This window comes from Chloroflexota bacterium (assembly GCA_026713825.1).
Lineage (GTDB): Bacteria > Chloroflexota > Dehalococcoidia > Lucifugimonadales > UBA1127 > UBA1127.
Genome location: JAPONS010000036.1, coordinates 1 through 5,310 on the forward strand (window position 1 = coordinate 1; position 5,310 = coordinate 5,310).

Annotated in this window: 8 protein-coding genes; all 8 read left to right on the top strand. The window is 66.3% G+C overall.

Annotation, left to right across the window (positions count from 1 at the left end; genetic code table 11):
- On the top strand, nucleotides 1-708 hold a 708-nt coding region (locus tag OXC99_04215), incomplete at its 5' end, for a hypothetical protein (GenBank protein MCY4624193.1).
- A complete protein-coding gene (locus tag OXC99_04220; GenBank protein ID MCY4624194.1) occupies nucleotides 692-1,402 on the top strand; it encodes a hypothetical protein in 711 nt (236 codons plus the stop codon). The genes OXC99_04215 and OXC99_04220, both read left to right, overlap by 17 nt.
- On the top strand, nucleotides 1,389-2,042 hold the full coding sequence (locus tag OXC99_04225; GenBank protein MCY4624195.1) for a Mov34/MPN/PAD-1 family protein: 654 nt from the start codon (nucleotides 1,389-1,391) through the stop codon (nucleotides 2,040-2,042). Before OXC99_04220 ends, OXC99_04225 begins: the two co-directional genes overlap by 14 nt.
- A 3-nt stretch (nucleotides 2,043-2,045) precedes the next feature.
- Nucleotides 2,046-2,852, top strand: a complete 807-nt coding sequence (locus tag OXC99_04230) for a ThiF family adenylyltransferase (protein ID MCY4624196.1) — start codon at nucleotides 2,046-2,048, stop codon at nucleotides 2,850-2,852.
- Nucleotides 2,853-2,896: 44 nt separating this feature from the next.
- Entirely contained in the window at nucleotides 2,897-3,289 is a 393-nt protein-coding gene (locus OXC99_04235) for a DUF2958 domain-containing protein (GenBank protein ID MCY4624197.1), read from the top strand.
- Nucleotides 3,290-3,341: 52 nt separating this feature from the next.
- Nucleotides 3,342-3,863, top strand: a complete 522-nt coding sequence (locus OXC99_04240; protein MCY4624198.1) for a hypothetical protein — start codon at nucleotides 3,342-3,344, stop codon at nucleotides 3,861-3,863.
- Nucleotides 3,864-4,096: 233 nt separating this feature from the next.
- Nucleotides 4,097-4,381, top strand: coding sequence for a hypothetical protein (locus OXC99_04245; protein ID MCY4624199.1), 285 nt, complete (start codon nucleotides 4,097-4,099; stop codon nucleotides 4,379-4,381).
- 685 nt (nucleotides 4,382-5,066) lie between these two features.
- The coding region (locus tag OXC99_04250) for a helix-turn-helix domain-containing protein (protein ID MCY4624200.1) at nucleotides 5,067-5,310 on the top strand (244 nt) is incomplete at its 3' end.

Consider the following 5,310-nt stretch of genomic DNA (forward strand, 5'->3'; position numbering starts at 1 on the left):
AACGAGGGGGAGGCGGTGCTCTCGGCCCCCGACGTGCGCACCAGGGTGGAGCGATTCGCCAATCTCTTCGGAGGGAAGCACTTCCCCCTGTACATGCCGGTGATTGAGTTCTGGACCGAGGCCGAGGACGAGCCGCCCTGGTCGTGGCTCAGGAGGGGCATTCCCTTCGACCTGATGGGCTTCGGCTACGACGGCCTCCACGAGCTGTGGAACGGCTACCGGGACGGCATCTCGGCCCTGCTCCTGCTGGCCAAACCCCCGGACTCCTTCTACGGGGAGTCCGACGAGATACGGACGGCCTGGCTGGAGTCGGCCGCCGAGCGCATCCCCAAGGAGACCCTGGAGAGGATTCCCCAAGGCGGCATACCCGTCGAGACCATCACCGAGGTGGTGAAGGAGACCCGGTTCGAGGGGGCGGCCAAGGCCGCCTTATGGGTCTTCGCCGAGACCGGCAACTTCTTCCTCGACCATTCCTACGAGGATGGCAGCTACGACGGCTTCGCCGACCCCTGGGACGACGACATCATCGCCGAAGGCACCGAGGAGTGGCGCAAGGCCAGAGATCTGATGGACTCGGTGTGCACGCTGGCCGACTGGCTGGAGGAGGACCTTCCGGCCCGCTTCGCCGAGATGCTGGACACCGTCCTGCCCCGGCTCCCCGAACAAGAACAAGGAAAGGAGGACGACGACCATGACGACCGACGCTGAAAAGACCGGCTGGTCCCTGCCCGGCCCGGACGACATGCCCAGGGACAAGCTCCAGTTGCAGCTTGAGGTCTACGACGAGACGCTCCTGCTGCGGGGCTTCGAGGGAGACTCCGTCTGGGTCAGGACCGTCTCGGCGGACGAGATCGCCAACGTGTTCACCCAGCACCTGGGGTTCTCATCTGGGCTGCTGCCCCAGGACGCCCTCTGGTGGAACCAGGGCGAGACCGGGCAGGTGGTGGCCCTCTGGCGGCCGCCGCAGGTCTGGCCCGTGGCCCTGCAACGGGAGGCGTTCAAGCCCCCCGCACGGCTCCGGCTCCCCATGCCGGGGCTGGTCTTCGTCTGCTCTCCGGGCCGGGCGCCATGGGTCTACGCGGCCCTGTCACGCCCCACTGACGCCGATGAGCAGCTCTACCGGATGCCCGCCTTCAACGTCTTCCGGGACGGGCGGGTCTGCCCCGGAAGCCACAAGTTCCCCGAGGAGGTGGGGCTCATACCGGAGTCCTTCTTCCAGTCCTACTTCTCGGGCACCGGCGATACCAGGGAGCGGTCGAAGAAGCACCCCGACAACCTGCACGCGCTATGGGAGGAGCTTGATGGAAAGACTGAGTACCCGGTTGAGGACCTTGTTCCCCAGTGCACGGTGGCCCAGGTCATCGCGGCCTCCCAGGGGAGACGGGGCTATGGCTACCGCTAGCGGCCGAGATGCCGCGACCGCCCGCCCGACGCCCGTCGGCTACCTCGTCAATCGCAAGGAGGGGCTGACCGGAGCGCAGGGCATCGGCTACGACTACGTGCTCGGATCGGGGGGTCTCTACGTCCAGTCCGAGAGCGCCCACCTGACGGCACGTGTGCTCGTCGCCCCCTGCGAGGTGCGGGGGCTGGCTCCCGTGGCCGAGAAGGTGGAGCTTGCCCACGGCCCCATCCCGGCCCGGCTCTTCGAGCTGGGGCTGTGCTGGTTCGAGGACGACCCGGACACCGAGCGGTTCTTCGCCGTGCGGTGGGACGGGCGCTCCTACCGGCTGGTGGTTCCCGAGCAGGAAGGGACTGCCACCCGGCTCAAGTACCGGCCCCCCGCAGGGGTGGTCGCCGAGTTCCACTCCCACGGACGCTCCCGCGCCTTCTTCTCGGCCACCGACGACCGGGATGAGCAGGGGTTCCGCATCTACGGCGTCGCCGGACGCCTCGACAGCGACCGGCCCGAGCTGAGCCTCCGGGTCGGCGTCTACGGCCACTTCGCCCCGGTGCAGTGGTCGCAGTTCGACGGCCCGAACCCCGGCCTCCGGCTGGTGGCCGAGGACCCTGACCCAACCAATCCAATAGAAGGAGGTGACTGAGAGATGCCGTACTACTTGGACAACGCATTCCTGCTGGACGACCCCTGGATCACGGTGGTCGGCTGCGGCGGGACCGGCGGCTTCGTCGCCGAGGGACTCTGCCGTCTCTTCCAGGGGCGGGAGGCCAACATCGTCCTCGTCGACCACGACCGGGTCGAGCCCCACAACCTGCTCCGCCAGAACTTCTACCCCGGCGACGTGGGCGGCTTCAAGAGCCAGGTCCTCGCAGATCGGCTGGCCAAAGCCTACGGGAGGCCGGTGGGTTACTCGGTCTACCCCTTCAGGGAGTACGACCACGACTCCCGCACCAACGCCCACGGCTACCCCGGCCTCATCGACGTCGGTGAGAGCCTCATCATCGGCTGCGCCGACAACGCCCTTGCACGGAAGGCGATGGCCGAGTGCCTGCCGGGGCACCCGGCCCGCTGGCTCATCGACGCGGGCAACGACACCAACTGGGGACAGGTGCTGGTGGGCAATGTGGCAGGGCGGGTGGACTGGGACGAGCCCGCCTTCGTCGACCAGACCTGCTACCTGGCCCCCGCGCCCACGCTCCAGCGCCCCGACCTGCTGACGGCGGTCTCGACCAGGCCGCCGGACGTGGACTGCGCGGCCGCCCTCGACCTCACCGACCAGGACCCGACCATCAACCAGATGATGGCGTCGCTGGTGCTCCAGGTGGTCCGCCGCATGGTGGCGGGCACCTGCCCCTTCATGGCCCTCTACCTGGACATGGATCTGGGCACGGTCACACCCACCTACGTCACGCCGGAGGCGGTGGAGCGGACGGTGGGGACCCACGCCGAGTGATCGGCGCACGCGAACACACTCGAAGAACGACAAGGAGAGAAACAATGAGCGACAAGAACGGGACCGCCACGACCAAGACCATGTGGCAGGACACCCACAGCGGCCTCCGCAGGCACAAGCTGATGACGAAGGAGCTCGCCGACACGATCCCCGCCCTCTACGCCAACGAGAACGTGGAGGACTACGACACCGTCCTCGCGCCGGCCAAGCTCTTCTCGCCCTACAGCAACTGGACCTGGTACATCACCGAGATGGATCCGGTTACGGGCCTCTGCTTCGGCCTCGTCGAGGGGTTCGAGACCGAGCTGGGCTACTTCGACCTGACCGAGTTGGCGGAGGCCAAGGTGTTCGGCCAGGTCCCCGCCGTGGAGCGCGACCTCTACTGGAAGCCGCAGACCCTGGGGGAGATAAAGCGGAAGTCGAGCCTGGCGGCGTAGCAGGGAGACCGGTCCACGCGAGCGCACACACATATAAGGAAAGGAGAAGACCATGCCAGACGAGACCGGAACGGAAACGGCCCGCTCGGACGCGCCGGGCGTAGACGACAGCCTCTTCGGTGATGCCCCGGACGATTCGCAGGCCGGGGTAGCCGAGGAGCATGTCTCCACAGGGGAGACCGAACCGGGGGAAGACGCTCCCGACGACGCCGAAGAAGAGGCCGCGGAAGGCCAGCAGGAGTCCGGCAATGCCGAGACGGACGCCCAGCAGGAGGGCCTGAAGGTGATCGTGTCCATCAAGGGAAGCAGGGCCACCATAGGGGTGCAGCAACCCTCGTCGGACCCGCACATCGAGTCCTTCGACAACCTGGATGAGTCTGGGCTGACGCAGGAGGTCGCGGCGGTGATCGAGAGGGCCAGGGCCCGGTGGGAGGAGTCGCCGAAGCACCCCGCCTACGAGCGGCCCGCTCCCCCGGCCCGACGCCAGCGAAGGCGTCAGCAGGAGACGGGCCAGACCGCTAACGCCGAGACGGAGGCGGAGCAGGCGCAGCAGCAGACGCTGAGGCTCTTCTAAACAGCCGGAGCGCGCGAAACACGGGGGGAGGTCGTCGCAGCCATTGCGACGGCCTTCCCCGCCCATCCATATGTGCGGTCTTTTTGCGCTCAAGACCGATTGCGCCGCCAATGTATGGCGTCTTTTTCTATTGGGAGAACAGTTCAGCAACCTTGAAGGGAGTGCAGGAAATGAAACCTAATGGCGATGGACCGTTAACACGGTCAGTTGAAACCGGTAGGAGGTACGAGGTCATGGAGATGCACCTGTTCGACGGGAATGCCCGCGATGAAGAGGCCCTCTGCGGGGCCGATAGCTCGGCCGAAGGCCGCATGGGCGTGGACTACTATCTGGATTGTCGGAGGAGAGGCGCTCCGGTGGGAACCGTCTGTGAAGGATGCAAGACCCTGGCGGTCCCGTTCGCCGAGAACCGTGTCCGGGATATGGAGGCCGACGGCGACGCGGACGAGGCGGAGGAGTTTCGCAGGCTCGCCGGGACGCTTGCGAGGGAGACCGGCCAAGACCGGAGCGGCGACTAGGAAACACGGCGGGGCACGACCATCTGTGTGGTCTTTTTGCGTTTAAGGCCCCGCGCCGCCTCAGTCGGTGAAGAGGTGGCCGAGTCCCAGGTCGTCGGCCAAGTCCTGTAGTGCCTTCAGATTCTGATAGCTGGGCCGCACTCCCCGCTTCCACCAGCGCCTTATGGTGATGGGAGAGATGCCGAGACGACGGGCAATCTCCGCCCATGTCAGACCGGACGCATGCTGAAACCACGCCAGGCGCTGTGGGAAGGCGTCTGAGACGGCGTGGGGCTTTCTCCTGTACTGCGCGGGCTGGCCCGACATCGAACCGATCCTCCACAGAAACCGCCAACTCCCTCGACTCTCGCGGGTTGGAAGAATCCGTGTCCTGGGACTGGACTCCAATCCCTCCCCGCCCAACATCCATGTATGCGGCCCTCTTTGCGTTGGGGGGAGATTCGGAGCCGCTCGACGGGCCACTGCCGCCTGATGGTCAGGGCAGGTTCCAGAACTCCCGGAGCCTGCCCGTACTGGTTTCAAGGGAATATCGCCGATGCCGCGACAGCGAAGCAGTTCGATCCCCCCCAACGCAAAGAAGGCCGCATACATGGACGACGGGGAGGTGGAGTCCAGTCCCAGGACACGGATTCTTCCACCCCGCGAGAGTCGATTGCGTTGACGGTATCTGTGGAGGATCGGTTCGATGTCGGGCCAGCGCGCGCAGTACAGGAGAAAGTCCCACGCCGTCTCAGACGCCTTCCCACAGCGCCTGGAGTGGTTTCAGCATGCGTCCGGTCTGACATGGGCGGAGATTGCCCGTCGTCTCGGCATCTCTCCCATCACCATACGGCGCTGGTGGAAGCGGGGAGTGCGGCCCAGCTATCAGAATCTGAAGGCGCTACAGGACCTGGCCGACGACCTGGGACTCGGCCACCTCTTCACCGGCT